An 18,028-nucleotide genomic window follows, 5' to 3' on the forward strand; every position below is an offset into this window, starting at 1 on the left:
TCCCCCTCGGGCCTTACCGATCAGTGGGCGCAACAAACTAGTCCGCCCAAGGGCCCTGCGCTTCAGCGCCCGAGGTTGCTCTTGATCTTGGCCAGCGCAATCATCAGCGCTCCTGCGCCCAACGTCTTCACCAGTTCGGGGTGTTCCGCATAGAACTGCCCCATACGATCCATGATGCCGGGCTCACCGGTTTCTGCAGCGCTCACTACGTCGCGCACATCCCTGGTGGATATCTGGCTGGCCTTGTCTAGGGGAATGGCGGGTGTTGCTGCCCCCTCGTGACCAGCCAGCGCACCACCGGCTACGCCAGCCAACGCGCCGGGGCCCAATTTTTCGACGATAGCGTTCAGCATGGCGGTGCGCTGCTCCGGGGTGGCTTTCTCAAACAGGCTGCCTACCATCTCCGCGAAAGGAGGCGTTTCCTTGGAGCGAAAAGCCTCTGCGACACCATGGCCCAATTGATCCTTGGGCGCCTCGCGCGTAACGGCATCTATCTGTTGGGCACTCGGCGCAGTGGCGCTGTTAATGACCTGTTGCAGCGTATCTAATAGACCCATGATTTCACCTTTTGATTAAAGATTTTGGAGACCCTTCGACAGCGATAAACCTAGCGAACCGTTGCAAGCGCTCAACTGCCGGTTCAAGGTTCAATGCCATCTCCGAAGGCTGATGTTGCTTGACTCAGTGGCAAAAAACACATGCTAGCGCGACTCCATGTCTCCGTGGTGTAGTCCCATTTCGTCAGATCGTGATCTTGAGAAAAATGTCCGGCCCTGCAACCACCGTGCACCTGCTCGGCAAGCATCGTTCGCTCCGAATACTGAGCAGGATCTCAGCTGTCCAAGCGGGGATTCGGAGTAAGGAAAGGGCTGGCCGGCAGCCTGGATCGCGGGGGCCCTAGAATCGATATCCATTCGCGCCCCGCACCAGGAGATTTAGTCATGCCCGATCCCATCAACGTCTCTAACGAAGAACGACGCGCCGAGTTGCGCCGTGCAGCGCTGGCCTACCACGAGTTCCCCGTGCCCGGCAAGATAGCCGTGACACCCACCAAGCAACTGGTCAACCAGCATGAACTCGCTCTGGCCTATTCGCCCGGTGTGGCCGCGCCCTGTGAAGAGATCGTCAAGGATCCAGCGGCTGCTTTCAAATACACGGCACGTGGCAACCTCATCGGCGTAGTGACCAATGGCACGGCGGTGCTGGGCCTGGGCGATATCGGCCCGCTCGCAGGCAAGCCCGTCATGGAAGGCAAGGCCGTCCTGTTCAAGAAGTTTTCCGGCATCGACGTTTTCGATATCGAGATCAACGAAAAAGACCCTGACAAGCTGGTCGAGATCATCGCGGCCCTGGAGCCCACTTTTGGCGGCATCAACCTGGAAGACATCAAGGCCCCTGAGTGCTTCATCGTAGAACGCAAGCTGCGCGAGCGCATGAAGATTCCGGTCTTCCACGACGATCAGCATGGCACCGCCATCGTGGTGGGGGCAGCGGTCTTCAACGGCCTCAAGGTGGTCAACAAGCCCATTGAAGAGGTCAAGCTCGTGGTCTCCGGCGCAGGTGCCGCTGCATTGGCTTGCACTGGTTTGCTCGTCAAGCTGGGCGTACGCCTGGAAAACGTCTGGGTCACCGACATCAAGGGCGTGGTCTATGAAGGCCGTACCGAACTGATGGACCCGGACAAGGAAGTCTATGCCCAGAAAACTGACAAGCGCACGCTCGCTGAAGTGATAGACGGTGCGGATGTCTTCCTGGGTCTTTCTGCCGGAGGAGTGCTCAAGCCCGACATGGTGGCGCGCATGGCTGAGCGCCCGCTGATACTGGCGCTGGCCAACCCCTATCCGGAGATCACACCGGAAGAAGTCAAGGCAGTCCGTGATGACGCGGTCATGGCCACCGGCCGCACCGACTATCCCAACCAGGTCAACAACGTCCTGTGCTTTCCCTACATCTTCCGCGGCGCGCTGGACTGCGGCGCCACGACCATCACCATGGAAATGGAAGTGGCCGCCGTTCACGCCATTGCAGATCTTGCGCAGGCGGAGCAAAGCGAGGTGGTGGCGCGCGCCTATGCGGGCGAGAAACTGGCCTTCGGACCTGAATACCTGATTCCCAAGCCGTTTGACCCGCGCCTGATGATGATGATTGCACCCGCTGTTGCCCAAGCTGCAGCGGACAGCGGTGTTGCTACGCGCCCCATCACGGATCTGGACGCTTACCGAGACAAGCTGCAGACTTTTGTCTACGCGTCTGGCACGACGATGAAACCCATCATCGATGCTGCAAGAGCCGCCACCAAAAAGCGCATTGCCTACGCAGAAGGCGAAGAAGAACGCGTTCTGCGCGCCGCCCAGATTGTGGTGGATGACGGTATCGCGCGGCCTACCTTGATCGGCCGTCCGCTCATCATTGCCCAACGTATCGAAAAATTCGGCTTGCGGCTGGCCGAGGGTCGTGACTACGACGTAGTGAACGTCGAGAACGACCACCGTTACCGGGGGTTCTGGCAGGAATACCACGAGCTGACGAAGCGCCAGGGAATTACGGTGCCCATCGCCCGCATCGAAATGCGCCGCCGCCTCTCCCTGATCGCCGCCATGCTCCTGCGCTCCGGCGACGTTGACGGCATGATCTGCGGCACTTGGGGCACCAATGCCATGCATCTGGTCTACATTGACCAGGTTATAGGCAAGAAGCCAGGGGCTCGGACCTTTGCGGCCATGAACGGCCTGATGTTGCCAGGTCGCCAGGTATTCCTGGTCGACACGCACATCAATCTCGACCCGACTGCAGAGCAACTGGCCGAGATCACGGTCATGGCCGCGGAAGAAATGATGCGCTTCGGGTTCAAACCCAAGGCGGCGCTCCTGTCTCACTCCAACTTTGGGTCTTCCAACTCACCTAGCGCGCAGAAGATGCGCCTGGTGCTCGAGCTTGTACGCGAACGAGCTCCGTGGCTGGATGTAGACGGCGAGATGCATGGTGACGTGGCCCTGGATGCCGCCCAGCGGCATGAAGTCATGCCGGACAGCCCCTTGATCGGCGATGCGAACCTGTTGGTCATGCCCAATCTGGACGCGGCCAATATTGCTTACAATTTACTCAAAGTCGCCGCGGGCGGGAACATCGCCATCGGCCCAATGCTTCTTGGTGCGGCCAAACCTGTGCATATTCTCACACCAAGCACCACTGTGAGGCGTATCGTCAACATGACCGCGCTGGCGGTTGCAGATGCCAACGCAGAGTCTGTAAGCGACGAAAGCTAAGTAACCGCTGACTTACAGCGAATTGCTCACCACACACCCTGCCCATTTATTGGGCAGGCCTATTGCTTTTTTGTTGCCGCTGAGTCACACTAACGCCTTGGAATTTTCGGGTTAACCCGAACGTTTCCGAAAGGTGTTTTTCATGTTGCGAACTGTGGCATCGCATGCTGCGCGATCGCTGGTGGTAATTTCGCTGCTGGCTTGTTCCGGAATCGGAACGGCTCAAGCACGCGGTTTTCCAAGAGAACCGGTTAGTACCACTTTAGCGGTAGCGGAGTTGCCTCGTGAGGGTCGGCTAACTTATCGGCTGATCCATCAGGGTGGTCCGTTCGCATACGAGAAAGACGGTACGGTTTTTGGCAATCGAGAGCGCTTGCTGCCTATGCAGCGGCGCGGTTACTACCGTGAATACACGGTAGCAGCCCCTGGCGCTCGCAATCGCGGTGCCAAGCGAATCGTCTGCGGTGGCCAGCGTCCCAAGACACCAGACACATGTTACTACACGAGCGATCACTACTCGAGTTTCAAAAGGATCGTTGAATGAAGGCCCTAGAACAATTCCAGGCAGCGCCTCCCAAGGTGTCGCTGCCAGACCTGTTACCTACCCAAGAGAAAGCAGCGGAGATGGATACACCACTTCGTCCACAAGAAGTCCCTCTCAAAGGGGTCCGGACCAACATCGTGCAATCGATCCGCGCGTTTCGCGTCAGTGATCTGCAGGATGCTGCCAGCCAGCTGAACCAACATTTCTTGTACGCGAATCTCGCCCATGCGCAGACCAAGCAAGACGTGCTGGACATGATTGCCGAGCAGTTCACGTTCCCTGCACATTTTGGCAAGAATTTCGACGCCCTCTACGACTGCATGACCGACCCACTGCACAAGTCCGGCCCCCAGCCTGGCTTTATTGTGGTGCTCGAGCAGATTCCTGCGACTGCCAAGTTCGACAAGGAAGCGCGCGAGCAGTTGTTGGATATCTTCCGCGACGCCTCGGATTACTGGGGTGATCGCAAGATCCCTTTCCGCTGCTTCTATTCTTTTCTGTAGCCCGTTCTGCACAAACCAGCCAAGCAGAACGGGCGAACGAGGCCCCCCCAGGCGAAGCACTGCGTGTGCCCGCCGCCGATGTCAGCGCCGAACCAGGCGAGAAAATGCCGACCGACAAACTGGTCGATATTTCTCCTCTGGCACTGCGCATGAGCAGCCCTTTTAACGCAGGATACTGGCTCTCCGCCGCCTGACGTATCCGCGCGTGGAGCCGGCTGTGTCAACAGTCGCTGCCCATGCCGGCCAAGAAAATGCCCCGCTATCGCGGGGCATTTTTTTTGGCTATCAACATTTCCGCGACCAGGCGAAGCACCATGGACGCTGTATGCCCTGTGGGGCGCAGCGTTTGGCCTTAGGGCGAGGCCACAGCAAGCATTGAACCCTTTTCCTAGCGCTTGTTCCAGAGATGGGCCCCTGTCGGCCAGGCTTGCGAATCTGTGAGCGAATCGGATGTCTCGAATTTCGGAGACGAGACACCCGAAGGGCTTAGTTCGAGACCCGAGATGGGGGCAGTAGACCAACCGCCCATCCAAGGGACGTACTTGGATTCGGCGCTCAACGGCATGTCGCGGTTGGACTGATGCGTCTTCACCTCAACCTTGGCGATTTCGACAGCGCTCAGATGTTCGTATTCTGGGAACCTCATTCTGATCTTGACGATTTGGGGGACAAACTCCCCCACCCTGTCAGCGTCGATCTCTGAAATTTCGAATTTCACCTCTTCAGAATCGTTCAACTTCAGCTTTAAATCCAGAAGCGCAATGTACTTTTCTTCTATCGAGGTTTGGTGTGAGTAGATGACACTCAACAGCTCTTGCAAAGACGTGTAACTTCCGAAATTTAAAAGAGAAGAATAACTACGCGCCTTGAACACGAATTCATCCCACTCATTCTCTAATGAAGAGAGCATTGAAGAGTCCTCTTCCAACAGCCTGGCTTCACTTAGGTCGCTGTGCACGCTTGCCAGTAAATTGGCACCCGAATTTAGGTCATGCGGATGCGCACCTTCATCAGGTTGCATCAATTTACTCAGCACCTGCATGGCCTCATCTTTTTGATTGATCAAAATGGCAGCAGGAAGATGAGGTTCAATTCTTCCGTACAGCTGATCCTTGATCTGTGCACTGACCGCCAGCTGTGCGACGGTAGAGTCATATCGCCCCGATGTGATGTAGGAAGGAAATCTCCCATCCTTATAGTCGATTCGCCCGTTGGAAATATCCAGAAGCATTCCAACCCTGGAATTTCGAGCGACTACGCCATCAATACCTAAGATAGCCTCTTCTTTTGTGAGCTGATGTTCATGCTGCGCTGTCGAAGAATTCGCGCCCGGATACAAGGTCTTCAAGCAACATTCGAACTGATCTCTATCTTCTTTTCGAGATATATCCGGAATGTAAGCCTTTGCAATTTCGTCCGCCTCCGAGCAATCTCTTTCTATAGACTGTTCAATGGAGTCAAGACCCTCAGCGGTCATTTTTAAGTGGTATATTTTATAGAATCCACCCTCTGGCTTAGCATGGTAGCTCACCTCAGGTGTCAGGAAATCTTCATTCCCAAACCCAGCCAACTCCTTGAGTCTGTAGAAGCTCTCGATCTTTTCCAGATCGGTGCTACTTTCTGAACAGAAGCTGATAAGGGCTCGCTTGGCCTCCTCGCGGCCTGAAGGAGAGAAAAACTCCCTGATGGCGTTCCAGATCCTTCTGATGATGTTGCCTTCGTCGATAGCACCCGCTCTCACCTGTTGCCAAGTCTTGGAAGAAACGGATATATCAAGGCCTTCGCCCGGCGAATAGCCGTTGAAGACAACATTGGAAGTGCGAATGGGCGCCATATCAATTTATCCTTAACGGCTGGTGATCACTATACGCCCTGGAATGACGACTTTGAATCATCGTTGGGAACCGCTGTAAGTTCGCCAGCGCCAATGGGGCTTGCTCAAAGCTCGACGGGCTGAAGCAATCGTTGAGGATTGGAGCCCAAGTGGGCCTTCATCGAGCGGGCATATAACGGTGGGGGTCAATTCATACTAGGCTTGAATTTGTGTCAGTTCTATCGGCTTCTGAAATCACGTCAAAATCATAGAAGATATCTTCTGGTTCATCCGCAGATAACTGTGAATGGTTGCTCACATTCAGGCGTTGCTGTGCGTAGGTTTCCATGGATCCATCGGGCTCTAGATCAAAAAACTCACTTGTGTCATTGAGTTTCTGAGCCACTGCAAGTCTAGAATATTCTGCGCGGACATGCGTAAGCTGCACACCCGCACCAATAGCGAATATGGCAGTCCAAGGACGGTACATGAGGTTACTTTGCGAACCTACTTCTTTTCCTGGATCAGCTACACGCAGCTTGGCGTTGAATATTTCTATGGGCTTCAGCGATTTTTCATTACCAGGGAAAACCATCCGTAGATTTATAATCTCAGCCAATGCCCCTTTTTCGCCTTTAAAGGAACCGACCGTTGACTGGGACACTTCAAACGCCATGCCAGGCAAGCTTCCAATCTGATTTCTCAATTTGAGCAGCGCCGCTTCTTTCTGTTGAAATGACGCACCCCTTGAATAGACTGTCTCTAGAAGTTTTCCGACCTGCTTATGATCGTTCTTCGTGTAATCCTTGGGACTATGGCCCATGGCTTGAGAAAGCAGTTGGAAGGCTTCATGTTTCTGATCAAAGGAAATCTGGGCAGGACGAAAGCTTTCGATCTTTGCCTGGAAATCGCTCTTGATCTCGGGACTTAATTTCAGATCGCAGATGGATTGGTCAATGGCTGATGAACCATGCACAGGAAATTTATTGTCTCTGAACGAAAGGCCATTATCTACGTCAATGGATACGCCAAGGCCTGGCGTTCTAATGTTGATTCCAGCCAAAATCAACGCGAGCCCTTGGTAGAATAGCGGATCTTTTTCGACCGCTGCCTCAAGCACATCAGGGCTTGCATAAAGTGCTTTGATACATTTTGCAAATTGCTGTTGATCATTTTCGCTAGCAATAATCGGGGAGTAAGCTTTGACGATTTCGTCCACTTCGTCGCAGTCCGCACTGACATGACGTTCAAGTGGCGTTTCTACACCTTCGACCTTGATTTTCAGGTTATAAAACTTAAAGAATCCCCCGTCTGGCTTGGCGTGATAGCTCACTTCTGGAGCGCACAGCTCCTGGTTGCCAAAACCCGCTAGTTCCTTTAGCTTATAAAAACCATCTAATTTGTCCTGATCATTGCTTTCACTGGAATAGAACTTCAAGAAAGCATTTTTTGCTTCAATCTGATCTGAAGGGGTGAAAAACTCCTTGATCGCCTCCCAGATTCTGGAAAAAAAGCTACCTTCATCCTGTGAGCCGTTTCGCACCGCGTCCCACGTCGCATCTGACAACGCAACATGCAGGCCTTCTTGAGCCTGGTAGGCCGGCTTCAACTGTGTTTCAGCAGGGGCGAAGCTGGGCGAGTTAAGGAGGATCGTTGCCATAGAAATTCACCGTATGAAATTAAGTTACAAATAAGGCGTCTTTAAAGACTTCCTGGGAACTCATTTAACGGAATGCTGCCGCGGCGATGAGTGGCGGCGTTTGCATGCCGATATAGGGTGAGTAACGGGGTGCGCGAGGAAGTTCCTTGCGCGCTGGGCAACCAATAGCCGTCTCACCTGCAGGCTTTGGGGTTGGCGCCGAACAGGTTTGGTGGTCCGCCAGCACTGATGAAGCGAAGCGTCCTTGACGTACTCGCTCATGATCTGCCTGCGGGGTTTTCAAGGACATGTGAAGATGCAGCGGCTGATGCTCAAGAAACCCGAACTTTTCCCATCTTCCAGAGTCGATTGCTGGTCATGAAACGACTTCACATCATTGCAGGCGTCGTGCTCGCCACCCTGCTGGCCGCCGGTTGCGCCGCGCTGGACAAATCACAGCGTCAATGGATCTTTCAACCCAGCGATAGAAGCTGGGGCAATTCCGCGGCCATGACCGAAGGCATGAAAGATGTCTGGATCAACTACGATTCGCGCCTGACCTCTGAGCCGGTGCGTTTGCACGCTTTGTGGCATCCGGCAGAAAGCGAAGCCACTTCATGCCGACCCGTTTTGCTGTACCTGCATGGTGCGCGCTACAACGTCACCGGTTCAGCGCCCCGCATCCGACGCATGCAAGAACTGGGCTTTTCTGTGCTCGCTGTGGACTACAGGGGCTTTGGCAAGACTTCGCGTGAGTTGCCATCTGAGGAAATGGCCAATGAAGATGCGCGCGCTGCCTGGGAGTGGCTGGCAGAGCAGTATCCCGATTCACCCCGGTATATTTTCGGGCACTCACTCGGCGGCGCCATGGCCGTCACCCTGGCAGAACAAGTCTCTGACGAGCGCGGGCTGATACTCGAAGGCACTTTTACTTCCATCCCCGATGTCGCGGGCACCATGAAATGGGGTTGGCTGCCCGTAGGGCCTCTGATCACCCAGAGGTTTGAATCGGCGACGCGCATCGGAAAGGTGGGCTCGCCCGTGCTGGTGGTTCACGGCTCGGAAGACCGCCTGATCCAGCCTGACCTGGGGCGCAAACTCTTCGACGCCGCCAGCGAGCCCAAGCAGTTCGTTCTGGTGGAGGGTGGCTCACATCACAATACCAACGCAGTGGGCCAGCCACAGTACCGCGCTGCCTTGCCGCAGATCTTCGCCAATGGGTGCTTCAGCTCAACGGTTGCTCAACAGCGAAGCTGAACCTGCATTCCAGTTGATGCACTTCGCAGGTCTACACGTCTGGCGCTCAACCCACGCCAGCCGTCAATTCAAGGCGTCTTGACACTCTCCAACGCCGCAGAAATTTCTCGCGCACTGCGTCTGACCTCCGCAGCAAAGCCCGCCTGATCGAACTGCGTCAGTTCGAAGACCAGGCTGACGCCTGCCACGACTTGCCCCTCCCAGAACACTGGGGCGGCAATGCCGATTCGGCCTGGCGCGACTTCTGAATCGGTGCACGCCACGCCAGCCTCCCGGATCGCCTTCATTTGCTCTGAAAAAGCCTTCCAGCCGCCCACCCCCGTGGACTCGCGAATCTCGTGTTCGTGGTTCAGATAGATCTGTTTGAGCGCACGGTCACCCAGATGCGCCAGGATGGCCTTGGACGTCGCCCCCTTGAACATCGGTAGTGCCACCCCGCGCTCATAAGTTGAAGACGGGGGATGGTCACTCCCTTTCTCCTGGTGCACGCACATCACCTGGTCTCGAAACCGCCGGCTGATCAGCACCACCGCATGCTGTGTGGTGCGCGCCAGCAGGGCGAGCATGGGTTCAGACGCCGCTTTCACCAGGGGGTCCCCCTGACGGATAAGCAGGTCATAGCGGATGAAGGCCGGACCGAGCATGTACTCCGAGCGCGCAGACAGCGCCAGAAATCCCAAATTGCTCAGTTCCTTGACGTCCCGATAAGCGGAGCTGATGGACACGCCCATCTCCAGGGCGATGTCCTCCACCGTCCAAAGCGACCTCCGCTCGAATAGCTGAAGGATGTGCAGCGTCCGGTTTCGTGTGCGGATGCTCAAGTTGGCATCCGAATTGCTTAATTTCGCACTATGTTCCATTTGAATATAATTCGCACCCATTGCGAATATGATATCGCTCCAACTTGGTGCAACTTTCGCAAAGGAGACACATTATGAGTTCCGATGGTGCACGGATTCCGGTCGCGCTGCTGACTGGCTTCCTGGGCAGTGGCAAGACCACGTTGCTCAATCGGTGGCTGCGCGAGCCTGCGTTGGCCAATGCGGCGGTGATCGTCAACGAGTTTGGCGATATCGGCATTGATCACAACCTCATCGCCAGCAGCAACGACAACACGATAGAGCTGAGCACGGGATGCCTGTGCTGCACCGTGCAGGGCGATCTGGTGGAGACCCTGCGTGATTTGTTCGACAAGCGCAGCCGCGGCACCGTTCGCGCCTTCGATCGTGTGGTCATCGAGACCACAGGGATGGCCGACCCTGGCCCCGTCCTCCAGGCCCTCATGACCTTTCCGGTGGCCAATGGCTACCGCCTGGCCCAGGTGATCACCACGGTGGACGGCGTCAACGGTGCCACCACGTTAAGCAGGTTTCCGGAGTCTTCCAAGCAAGTGTCCGTCGCCGATCAGCTGGTGATCACCAAGATGGACCTGGCCAACCCAAAGCAAGCGCAGGATCTTCAAGCCCAGTTGGCGCTGCTGAACCCGGGAGCCACGGTGAGCTGGGCCACGGACCTTCAAGTGCCATGCCTGGACGTCCTGACGGAGTTGGACGTCTACGCGGCCGCCACACCAGCGCCGGCCATCCGCCGTTGGCTCAACGCCGAAGCCTATACCGACCCCACGCGCTACCAACCCATCACGCCGGACTCTTCCGGGGGTCATAGCGAAGGCATTGAAACGTTTTCGCTGGTGTATGACGAGCCTCTGGCCTGGCAGGAGCTGGCTGCCTGGCTTGATGCACTGGTGATGGCGCATGGAGATGATCTGCTGCGCGTCAAAGGCATCTTGAACATTGCGGGAGAGTCCCGCCCTATCGTCGTGCACGCTGTGCAGCGCCTGTTCCATCCACCGGCGCCCCTGGCCGAGTGGCCTTACGAAGATCGGCGCTCGCGGCTGGTCTTCATCACCCGAGGGATTGGCCGCGCATTCGTCGAGCACATCTTCGACGTCATCCGTGGCCACGCCGCCCCTTCTTCCCATTCCTCCACTACCGCTCAAAAGGAAAACATCGCATGGACACTTTAATCCGCAACGGACTGATCGTCACACCCCAGGGGCGACGCATGGCCTCGATAGGCATCGAAAACGGTCGCATCGCCGGCATCTACGAGCCTGGTACGGAGCCGAACGCGAAGGAAGTCATCGAGGCAGAGGGCTTGGCCGTCGTGCCCGGGGCCGTGGACATGCACTCACACCACCGGCAGGGGTCCCTGCCAGGGTTTGAGTACAAGGACACGATCTACACCTCCACCATGCAGTGCGCGGCCGGAGGCGTGACCACCAGCGTGGCCATGCCCAACGTGCAGCCACCACCCAACACCCTGGAACTTCTGGAGCGCCAGTACGACATCTACCGCAGTGATGCCATCGTGGACTGGAATTTCAATCCCCCTCCGACCGTGAGCGATGAAATGCCTGCCATGACCGACACGGGCATCGCCGCCTTCAAAATATTCATGGTGGTGGACACTGGCCGCGACTACCCCCACATGCCCGGCATTGGCGTGCATGACCACGGCAAGATCCTTGAGATCATGCAGCGCTGCGCCGAGCTGAACGTCCCGCTGATGGTCCACCCCCATGACCAGGCGCTGATGGATGTGATCGAGCAGAAGTTCTGGGACCGCGGCGAGCGCGATGCGCTGGCCTATGCCAAAGCGTATGCTGCGCATGATGGCGTCATCTGGGAAACGGCCATCGCCACGCTGCTGCGTCTGCAACGCGCCTCCGGTTGCCATCTGCACATTCTGCACACCCAGACCGCTGGCAGCGTTGATCTGATCCGCCAGGCCAAGGCAGCTGGGCAGAAAGTGACTTGCGAAATCAATCCCTGGGCCTTGTTCCTGGGTTGCGAATGGTCTGCCATACAACGCCTGGGCTCGTATGCGCTGTCGTACTGGGTGCCAGAGAAAAACGTCCCGGGCCTGTGGGAGGGCCTGAAAGACGGCACCATTGACATCGTCGCGACCGACCACGCGCCGCACACCCGCGAAGAGAAGGAAATCGGCTGGAAAGACGGCTGGAAGGCCCATACGGGAACACCGTCCACCCAGTTCTACTACAGCATGTTCATGACTGCGGCGTTGGAAGGCAAGATCAGCCTGGAGCGCGTCGTGGAAGCGTGCAGTGCCAAGCCCGCCGAGCTGTTCCGGCTTGAACACAAAGGCGCGCTGAAAGTGGGCGCAGATGCAGACCTGGTGCTGGTGGATCTCGATCTGGAATACGAAGTGCGCGACGAAGAAGTGCTCAGCCTGATTGGCTGGAGCCCCTACGCCGGGCGCAAGCTCAAGGCCAAACCAGTGCGCACAGTGGTGCGCGGGACCACCGTCTACCTGGACGGCAAGGTGATTGGCCAGAAGGGCTTTGGCAAACAAGCCAAAGCGGTTCGCGCCCCGGCTGAAGTGCCAGCCTGAACTCATTCGCACCCTATTCAGGAAGGATTTATCATGAAACGACGTTCCTTTTTGCGAAACTCCCTGTTGTTGCCCACTCTGGGCGGCGCAGGGTTGGTGAGTACTGCCGTACGAGCACAAGCGCAGGCCTGGCCAGAGCGTGCCATCACGCTGGTGGTGCCGTACCCGGCGGGCGGAAACACCGACTTTGTTGCCCGCATGACGGCAGACTATCTTGGCCGGGCCTTGGGCAAGCCGGTGGTAGTGGATAACCGTGCGGGAGCCGGCGGCACGATTGCTGCGGCTCTGGCGGCGAAGATGCCTGCCGACGGCCACTCGCTGTTTCTGGCTTCCATCGCCCAGATTTCGCTGGCGCCATTTCTCTACAAGATTCGTTATGACCCGATCAAGGACTTCCAGCCCATCGCCAACGTAGCCGGCAACCCCCAGGTGCTGGTTGTCCCGATGGCTTCGCCTCACAAGACCTTGAAGCAGTTCGTGGACTACGGCCTGGCCAACAAAGGGGCGCTCTCGATGGCTCACGCGGGCACAGGCTCCATGTCGTTCCTGGCGGGCGCCGCTTTTCTCAAGCGCGCCGGAATCGAGGCCGTCATGGTGCCCTATAAAGGCGGAGCAGCTGCGATAAGCGATACGACCTCTGGACAGACAGATGCCTACACCGCGAACATCTCCGAGATCCTGCCTCATCTGCAGGGCAATCGTCTGCGAATGCTTGCAGTGACAAGCCCTCAGCCTGTGGCCATGCTCCCGGGCGTGCCGACCATTGCGTCCATGTTTCCTGGCTTCCAGACGGAAACGTGGAACGGTCTGCTGGCGCCAGCAGGAATTCCTGCTCCCATCGCGGAGCGCCTCGGGGCCCTGGTGTCCACCATGTTTTCCGACGAGGGGGTGCAAACACGAATGGCCACGGCCGGCCTGATCGCGCAGACGGGCCAGCAAACCTCGAAAGATTTCGGGCGCAGGATTCAGAACGACATCGATCTATGGAGACCCATTATCAAGAGTATCGACGTCAAGCCTGAGTAGTACTGCGGCATCCCCGCAGCGCCCGTGATTCAAGGCTGATCGCCCCCACGTTCCAAATACTTGCGGTTTCGTCAAAAATCCCGCAATCGATATGGACGAAAAAGCACCGTTCGAGGTATTTAAAGACTCTAATAGAGTGTCATAAGAACGTGTTCAAAGAGGGAGACCGCCATGCAAATCGACAGCCTTGCAGCATCTGCATCTTCCGGTGGAGAGGTCATGCCGACCACACCCACCGAGCAGATGATTGCGCTGATCGGGGCGGGGCCTTCGGGGTTGGCCGGTGCACGCAATTTGCAGAAACTGGGAATCCCGTTCCAAGGCTTCGAAGCCTATAGCGATGTCGGGGGACTTTGGAATATTGGCAATCCGCGCTCCACGGTCTATGAGTCTGCGCATCTCATCTCGAGCAAACGCACGACGGAGTTCACGGAATTTCCCATGGCGGACGATGTTGCGGACTACCCCAGCCATCGTGAACTGAACCGTTATTTTGCGAGCTTCGCCGATCATTTCGACCTCCGCCGCCATTTTCGGTTTGGCGTGCGCGTGGAGCGGGTGGAACCCCTGCAACCGGACGATCCGCTGACCCTTTGGCGCGTGAGCATCCGCAACTCGGCGGGCGGACTTGAAAGCGCGGTCTACAAAGGCGTGGTGATTGCCAACGGAACGCTGGCCGAGCCCCATAGGCCTGCGTTTGAGGGGCAGTTCACGGGCGAGCTGCTGCATACCAGCCAGTACAAGAGCGCGGAGCAGTTCAAGGGCAAGCGCGTCCTCATTGTCGGTGCGGGAAATTCCGGCTGCGACATTGCCGTAGACGCTGTGCACTACGCGCAAAGCGTGGACATTTCCGTGCGCCGCGGCTATTACTTCGTGCCCAAATATGTCTTTGGCAAGCCGGCGGACACCCTGGGCGGAAAGAGGCCTTTGCCGCGCTGGCTCAAGCAAAGGCTGGATACCATTGTGCTCAAGTGGTTCACCGGAGACCCCACGCGTTTCGGTTTTCCCAAACCCACCTACCGGATGTACGAGTCTCATCCCATCGTGAACTCGCTGATCCTCTACCACCTGGGCCATGGCGACATCCGCGTCAAAGCGGATATCGCGCACTTTGATGCCCGGACCGTGCACTTCAAGGACGGAACCCGGCAAGACTATGACCTGGTGTTGATGGCCACCGGCTACACGCTGCACTATCCCTTCATCGACCGCACGCACCTGAACTGGCAGGGCATGGCGCCGAAGCTCTACATGAACATCTTTGCCCCACGGTACCGACGCTTGGCCGTACTGGGCATGATCGAGGCGAGCGGTATTGGCTGGCAGGGCCGCTACGAACAGGCTGAGTTGCTGGCCCGCTATTTCAAGGGACTGGATGACCAAACGCCCGCCGCCCAGCGCATGCAGGCCTCTATTGCGGGTCCTGCTCCCGACATGTCAGGCGGTTATAGCTACCTGCAACTGGAACGCATGGCCTACTACGTGCACAAGGATACCTACCGCCATGCCGTGCGGCAGGCCGCCGAGACCCTCAGCTCCTAGTTCAAGGAAACTGCCATGCTTCCTGTGGACGAAATAAGGCTGAACTTCAATCCAGCATCGCTCGCACTGCTCAATGGGGTACTCGCATTTTTGATGTTCGGCGTCGCGCTGGACACCAGGATAGAGGACTTCCGCCGGGTTGCACGCATGCCCTGGGCCATGGCGGTGGGCATTGCGGCGCAGTTCATCGTGCTGCCGGCCTTGACCTTCGTGCTCACGCTGCTGCTGGGAGTGGGGCCCAGCATTGCCTTGGGCATGATCCTGGTGGCGTGTTGTCCGCCCGGCAACATCTCCAATATCCTGACGCACCGGGCCAAGGGCAATGTGGCGCTTTCCGTTTCCATGACCGCCATCTCCAATGCCATTTCCATTGTGGTCATGCCGCTGAACTTCGCGTTCTGGGGGGGCATGCATCCTACGGCTTCGGCATTGCTCAAGACGATTGCGCTCGATCCGCTTGAAATGCTGGGCCATATTCTCATCATCATCGGCTTGCCCTTCATTCTGGGCCTGTGGTGTGCACACCGTTTCCCACACGCCACACAGAAGGTCACCAAGCCTGTGCGCCTCATCAGCTTTCTGGCGCTGATCGCGTTCATCATCGGCGCGATCGCAGGCAACTGGCGCTTTTTTCTTGACTACGTGGGCCTGGTACTGCTGGCCGTAGCGCTGCACGATGCCATTGCGTTTGCCACCGGCTATCTGTGCGCCCGGGTAACAGGCCTGCAGGACTATGAGCGCCGGGCCGTGACCATGGAGGTGGGTATTCGCAACGCTGGGCTGGGGCTGGTCTTGGTTTTCAGCTTTTTTGGCGGCCTGGGAGGCATGGCGGTGGTGGCCGGCGTGTGGGGTTTCTGGGACATCATCGCAGGCTTGGTCCTGGCCACGGCATGGGGCAAGAAAAACCCCAAAGGCACACCCGATCTCGAGCAGCCCATCCAATGAGCTCTATGGAATCAAACACGAACAAGTCAGTTGGATTTGCCGCGCAACGGGTGTTGGTCACCGGGGCAGACGGTTTCCTGGGCCGCAGTGTGGTCAAGGCCCTGAGCCAACGCGCCGACACGGCCACGGTCGCACTTGACGTGCGCCCAGTGCCCGCTGAACGCCAACTAGACCATGTCCAGTACGCTTCAATGGATGTGCGCGACGCTGGCATTGGCGAGGCCATGCGCCAGAACCGTATCGACACCGTGGTGCACCTGGCCTCCATCGTGACCCCTGGCAAGGACAGCAACCGGGCGCTCGAGTATGACGTCGACGTCAACGGCACGCACAATGTGCTGAGCGCATGTATTGCGCAAGGTGTGCAGCACGTGGTGGTGTCTTCCAGCGGCGCTGCCTACGGCTACCATGCCGACAATCCCCCGTGGATCGAGGAACACCATGCGCTGCGTGGCAACCCGGTGTTCGCCTATTCCGATCACAAACGGCTGGTCGAGGAGATGCTGGCAAAGTGGCGCGCGGAACACCCGCAGCTGGCGCAGACCGTGCTGCGCATTGGCACCATCCTGGGTGAGCATGTAGACAATCAGATCACCGCCTTGTTTGAAAAGCCGCGCCTGCTGGCCATTCGCGGCAGCGACAGCCCTTTCGTGTTCATTTGGGACCAGGACGTCACGGGAGCCATACTTCACGCCATCAACGGTGGCGCGCCCGGTTGCTACAACCTGGCGGGAGACGGCGCGCTCACCATCCATGAGATTGCGGCGCGGCTGGGTAAGACCACCCTTGATCTGCCGGCGAGCCTGCTGCGCGGCGCGCTGTTTCTTGGTTCACGCCTGGGTATCAGCAGATACGGACCTGAGCAACTGGACTTCTTGCGCTACCGCCCGGTACTGCTCAACACGGCACTCAAGCGTTGGGGCTATGTGCCCCAGAAGACCAGCGCCGAAGCCTTTGAGGCGTTCGTAGCGGCGCGCGAGGCACAGGGCCGGCCCTTGAGAAGGAAGCTTGGATGAGTGCGTCGGCAGCTTCGCTGTTGATGGTCTGAAGACGGATCTGCGCTCGCCTCACAAGCAGGCCCTTGACGCCAAAACCGTGATGGCTGCGTTTACCTGGCCTTGCTGTCAGGCGGCTACAAGGGCCTTGATCTGTTTGATCAAAGCGCGGGCTCTCCTTGCGCCACTTCCAGAGCCAGGCACAAATCGTCCCAAGCCTTGGCCTTTTCTGGCAAGGCGCGTAGAAGATACGCAGGGTGATAGGTGACGACCACGGGCACGCCTTCGTAATGGTGCACGCGGCCGCGCAAGCGGCCGATGGGTTCGCTGCTCTGAAGCAAGGATTGCACTGCAAAACGGCCCATCGCAAGAATGATCTTCGGACGGACCAGTGCAACCTGGCGGCGCAGATAGGGCTCGCACTGGGCAATCTCTTCAGGCTGAGGGTTGCGGTTGCCGGGGGGCCGGCATTTCAGGACATTGGCTATGTAGACGCTTTCCTTGGCGCCCTTTGCAGTCGTGGCAGGTTTTTCGGAGAGGTCGTCCGCTGGGTTTCCCGCTTTCCGAGACAAATTGATGGCCGCCAGCATGTTATCCAGCAGCTTGCCCGCCTGGCCAACGAACGGCTCGCCCTGGCGGTCTTCGTTCTCTCCTGGCGCTTCGCCCACCACCATCCAGTTGGCATGATGGCTTCCAACGCCGAATACCGTCTGGGTCCGGCCGTCGCACAGTCCGCACGCGCGGCAAGAAGCGACCGTGGCCTCAAGTTCCGGCCAATCCATGCGCTCGACGCCGTCGGGTGAAACCGGCGGACGGGCGGGCGCAGGGGGTGCGGTGACAGGTACCTGGCGAAGCTGCTGCTCGGACGATGTGGCCCGCTCTTGCTGAACGGCTTTGGCAGCCGGCTTTTCATGAGCCAGCAAGGGTGCGGGAGCCTTGGCGGATGAAGACCCGGGTACGGCGGGCACCTGAAGCGTATCTGCCGCCACGGGCGGGAGAGGCGGCGCAGCCTTGGGTGCCCACACGCGTACCCCCATCTCGGCGAGCATGGCGCGTTGGCGATCATCGAGAAGCATCATTTCTT

15 protein-coding genes are annotated in these 18,028 nt (G+C 57.8%); 10 read left to right on the plus strand and 5 right to left on the minus strand.

The window, feature by feature from the left end:
* Positions 1-62: 62 nt before the first annotated feature.
* Positions 63-557 (minus strand): hypothetical protein, encoded by a 495-nt coding sequence (locus ABIE13_RS16950; protein ID WP_354445535.1) that lies wholly within the window; start codon positions 555-557, stop codon positions 63-65.
* A 384-nt stretch (positions 558-941) separates the two neighbouring features.
* On the opposite strand from ABIE13_RS16950, the gene ABIE13_RS16955 reads away from it, so the two are divergent.
* From ABIE13_RS16955 to ABIE13_RS16965, 3 genes are all read left to right on the plus strand, one after another.
* On the plus strand, positions 942-3,266 hold the full coding sequence (locus tag ABIE13_RS16955; protein WP_354445537.1) for an NADP-dependent malic enzyme: 2,325 nt from the start codon (positions 942-944) through the stop codon (positions 3,264-3,266).
* A 142-nt stretch (positions 3,267-3,408) separates the two neighbouring features.
* Complete coding sequence (locus ABIE13_RS16960; RefSeq protein WP_354445539.1) at positions 3,409-3,810, plus strand: ribonuclease domain-containing protein; 402 nt, start codon at positions 3,409-3,411, stop codon at positions 3,808-3,810.
* A gap of 80 nt (positions 3,811-3,890) precedes the next feature.
* Positions 3,891-4,313 carry a barstar family protein gene (locus ABIE13_RS16965; RefSeq protein ID WP_354445629.1) on the plus strand — a complete coding sequence of 141 codons (423 nt, stop codon included), beginning with the start codon at positions 3,891-3,893 and terminating at the stop codon, positions 4,311-4,313.
* Between the two features lie 388 nt (positions 4,314-4,701).
* On the opposite strand, the gene ABIE13_RS16970 is transcribed toward ABIE13_RS16965, so the two are convergent.
* Both ABIE13_RS16970 and ABIE13_RS16975 read right to left on the minus strand, forming a co-directional pair.
* Positions 4,702-6,147: a hypothetical protein gene (locus tag ABIE13_RS16970; RefSeq protein WP_354445541.1), complete on the minus strand. Its 1,446-nt coding sequence runs from the start codon at positions 6,145-6,147 to the stop codon at positions 4,702-4,704.
* A 190-nt stretch (positions 6,148-6,337) separates the two neighbouring features.
* A complete protein-coding gene (locus ABIE13_RS16975; protein ID WP_354445543.1) occupies positions 6,338-7,786 on the minus strand; it encodes a hypothetical protein in 1,449 nt (482 codons plus the stop codon).
* 357 nt (positions 7,787-8,143) lie between these two features.
* Here ABIE13_RS16975 and ABIE13_RS16980 point away from each other — a divergent pair, with 357 nt between their 5' ends.
* The gene (locus tag ABIE13_RS16980) at positions 8,144-9,022 is read left to right on the plus strand and encodes an alpha/beta hydrolase (RefSeq protein ID WP_354445545.1); all 879 of its coding nucleotides are present in this window, start codon (positions 8,144-8,146) and stop codon (positions 9,020-9,022) included.
* Positions 9,023-9,090: 68 nt separating this feature from the next.
* On the opposite strand, the gene ABIE13_RS16985 is transcribed toward ABIE13_RS16980, so the two are convergent.
* Positions 9,091-9,843 (minus strand): IclR family transcriptional regulator, encoded by a 753-nt coding sequence (locus ABIE13_RS16985; protein ID WP_354445547.1) that lies wholly within the window; start codon positions 9,841-9,843, stop codon positions 9,091-9,093.
* A gap of 113 nt (positions 9,844-9,956) precedes the next feature.
* Here ABIE13_RS16985 and ABIE13_RS16990 point away from each other — a divergent pair, with 113 nt between their 5' ends.
* The 6 genes from ABIE13_RS16990 (at position 9,957) to ABIE13_RS17015 (ending at position 16,965) form a co-directional block, all read left to right on the plus strand.
* Positions 9,957-11,048: a CobW family GTP-binding protein gene (locus ABIE13_RS16990; protein WP_354445549.1), complete on the plus strand. Its 1,092-nt coding sequence runs from the start codon at positions 9,957-9,959 to the stop codon at positions 11,046-11,048.
* Positions 11,036-12,436, plus strand: a complete 1,401-nt coding sequence (locus ABIE13_RS16995) for a dihydroorotase (protein WP_354445551.1) — start codon at positions 11,036-11,038, stop codon at positions 12,434-12,436. Before ABIE13_RS16990 ends, ABIE13_RS16995 begins: the two co-directional genes overlap by 13 nt.
* A 33-nt stretch (positions 12,437-12,469) precedes the next feature.
* Positions 12,470-13,462 carry a Bug family tripartite tricarboxylate transporter substrate binding protein gene (locus ABIE13_RS17000; protein ID WP_354445553.1) on the plus strand — a complete coding sequence of 331 codons (993 nt, stop codon included), beginning with the start codon at positions 12,470-12,472 and terminating at the stop codon, positions 13,460-13,462.
* Positions 13,463-13,633: 171 nt separating this feature from the next.
* Positions 13,634-15,004, plus strand: coding sequence for a flavin-containing monooxygenase (locus tag ABIE13_RS17005; RefSeq protein ID WP_354445555.1), 1,371 nt, complete (start codon positions 13,634-13,636; stop codon positions 15,002-15,004).
* A gap of 15 nt (positions 15,005-15,019) precedes the next feature.
* Positions 15,020-15,949: a bile acid:sodium symporter family protein gene (locus ABIE13_RS17010; RefSeq protein WP_354445557.1), complete on the plus strand. Its 930-nt coding sequence runs from the start codon at positions 15,020-15,022 to the stop codon at positions 15,947-15,949.
* Between the two features lie 5 nt (positions 15,950-15,954).
* Positions 15,955-16,965 (plus strand): SDR family oxidoreductase, encoded by a 1,011-nt coding sequence (locus ABIE13_RS17015; RefSeq protein WP_354445558.1) that lies wholly within the window; start codon positions 15,955-15,957, stop codon positions 16,963-16,965.
* A gap of 140 nt (positions 16,966-17,105) precedes the next feature.
* Here ABIE13_RS17015 and ABIE13_RS17020 read toward each other — a convergent pair whose 3' ends face one another.
* Positions 17,106-18,020, minus strand: a complete 915-nt coding sequence (locus tag ABIE13_RS17020) for a uracil-DNA glycosylase (RefSeq protein WP_354445631.1) — start codon at positions 18,018-18,020, stop codon at positions 17,106-17,108.
* Between the last annotated feature and the right edge of the window lie 8 nt (positions 18,021-18,028).

The sequence above is a fragment of the Ottowia thiooxydans genome, assembly GCF_040548795.1.
Lineage (GTDB): Bacteria > Pseudomonadota > Gammaproteobacteria > Burkholderiales > Burkholderiaceae_C > Ottowia > Ottowia thiooxydans_A.

What these genes read in the sequence shown, in the direction of transcription:
- ABIE13_RS16950 (WP_354445535.1), bottom strand. Translation starts at nt 557, where the DNA reads ATGGGTCTATTAGATACGCTGCAACAGGTCATTAACAGCGCCACTGCG.
- ABIE13_RS16955 (WP_354445537.1), top strand. Translation starts at nt 942, where the DNA reads ATGCCCGATCCCATCAACGTCTCTAACGAAGAACGACGCGCCGAGTTG.
- ABIE13_RS16960 (WP_354445539.1), top strand. Translation starts at nt 3,409, where the DNA reads ATGTTGCGAACTGTGGCATCGCATGCTGCGCGATCGCTGGTGGTAATT.
- ABIE13_RS16965 (WP_354445629.1), top strand. Translation starts at nt 3,891, where the DNA reads ATGGATACACCACTTCGTCCACAAGAAGTCCCTCTCAAAGGGGTCCGG.
- ABIE13_RS16970 (WP_354445541.1), bottom strand. Translation starts at nt 6,147, where the DNA reads ATGGCGCCCATTCGCACTTCCAATGTTGTCTTCAACGGCTATTCGCCG.
- ABIE13_RS16975 (WP_354445543.1), bottom strand. Translation starts at nt 7,786, where the DNA reads ATGGCAACGATCCTCCTTAACTCGCCCAGCTTCGCCCCTGCTGAAACA.
- ABIE13_RS16980 (WP_354445545.1), top strand. Translation starts at nt 8,144, where the DNA reads ATGAAACGACTTCACATCATTGCAGGCGTCGTGCTCGCCACCCTGCTG.
- ABIE13_RS16990 (WP_354445549.1), top strand. Translation starts at nt 9,957, where the DNA reads ATGAGTTCCGATGGTGCACGGATTCCGGTCGCGCTGCTGACTGGCTTC.
- ABIE13_RS16995 (WP_354445551.1), top strand. Translation starts at nt 11,036, where the DNA reads ATGGACACTTTAATCCGCAACGGACTGATCGTCACACCCCAGGGGCGA.
- ABIE13_RS17000 (WP_354445553.1), top strand. Translation starts at nt 12,470, where the DNA reads ATGAAACGACGTTCCTTTTTGCGAAACTCCCTGTTGTTGCCCACTCTG.
- ABIE13_RS17005 (WP_354445555.1), top strand. Translation starts at nt 13,634, where the DNA reads ATGCAAATCGACAGCCTTGCAGCATCTGCATCTTCCGGTGGAGAGGTC.
- ABIE13_RS17010 (WP_354445557.1), top strand. Translation starts at nt 15,020, where the DNA reads ATGCTTCCTGTGGACGAAATAAGGCTGAACTTCAATCCAGCATCGCTC.
- ABIE13_RS17015 (WP_354445558.1), top strand. Translation starts at nt 15,955, where the DNA reads ATGGAATCAAACACGAACAAGTCAGTTGGATTTGCCGCGCAACGGGTG.
- ABIE13_RS17020 (WP_354445631.1), bottom strand. Translation starts at nt 18,020, where the DNA reads ATGCTTCTCGATGATCGCCAACGCGCCATGCTCGCCGAGATGGGGGTA.